Origin of the sequence: Dactylosporangium sp. NPDC051541 (assembly GCF_044454505.1) — a bacterium.
Taxonomy (GTDB): Bacteria; Actinomycetota; Actinomycetes; order Mycobacteriales; family Micromonosporaceae; genus Dactylosporangium.
In genome coordinates this window covers 1-1009 of sequence record NZ_JBITDU010000061.1, presented here as the reverse complement: position 1 = coordinate 1009, position 1009 = coordinate 1, and the positions used below count along the sequence as shown (strand labels likewise).

General features: G+C 69.7%; 1 protein-coding gene. It reads right to left on the bottom strand.

Annotation, left to right across the window (positions count from 1 at the left end; genetic code table 11):
* Positions 1-9 precede the first annotated feature (9 nt).
* Positions 10-819, bottom strand: coding sequence for a hypothetical protein (locus ACIA8L_RS56375; protein ID WP_395918547.1), 810 nt, complete (start codon positions 817-819; stop codon positions 10-12).
* Positions 820-1009: the final 190 nt, after the last annotated feature.

Sequence of the window (1009 nt, the reverse complement as noted above, 5' to 3'; positions counted from 1 at the left end):
TGGTGGTGGTTAGGCGAGGGTGCCGCCGAGGTTTTCGTTGGTGGTCCAGGTGTGTTGGGTGATGTTGAATGCCCAGTGGTGCAGGTGGGTGTCGGTGCCGCGGGCGAAGGTTTGCAGGTTGCCGTCGCTGGATGTGGTGGCTGAGACGGGGCCGGTGACGGCCCCGCCGAGGTTTTCGTCACGGCCCCAGGTGCCGGATGCGCCGAACGACCAGTGCCGCAGGGTGTTGCCGGTCCCGGGGGCGAGGACCTGCAGGACCCCGTCACCGGACACGGTCGCGGACGGGTCACCGCTGAGGCTCCCGCCGAGGTTCTCCGTCAGCCCCCAGCCGCCACCGGTGGCGAAGCCGTAGGACCAGTGCCGCAGCGTGTTGTCCGTGCCCCGGGCGAACACCTGCAGATTGCTGTCCGTGCTCGTCGTCACGCTCGGCGTCCCGGTGATACTCCCGCCCAGCCCCTCCTCACCGGACCACGCCCCGACGCCGACGTTGAACGCCCAGTGCCGCAACGTGTCATCCGCACCCCGCGCGAACACCTGCAGATTGCCGTCCGAGGACGTCCCGGCCACCGGGTCACCACCCAGCACACCCCCCAGACTCTCCGGACCGCTCCAGCCACCACCCGCGGCGAAACTGTAGGACCAGTGCCGCAACGTATTGTCCGACCCCCGCGCGAACACCTGCAAATTCCCGTCCGAGGACGCCACCGCCGTCGGACTACCCACAATCGCCCCACCCAGATCCTCAGCCCGCAGCCACCCACCCGACCCCGGCCGGAACGACCAATGCCGCAACCGCCCCTCCGTCCCCCGCGCGAACACCTGCAACACCCCATCCGACGACGTCACCGCCACCGGCACCCCCACCACCGACCCACCCAGACCCTCATCCAACCCCCACCCCGACGCCCCCGGCGCAAACGACCAATGCCGCAACGACCCATCCACACCCACCCCGAACTCCTGCAACACCCCATCCGACGACGTCGTCGCCGCACCCGTCGACACCGAC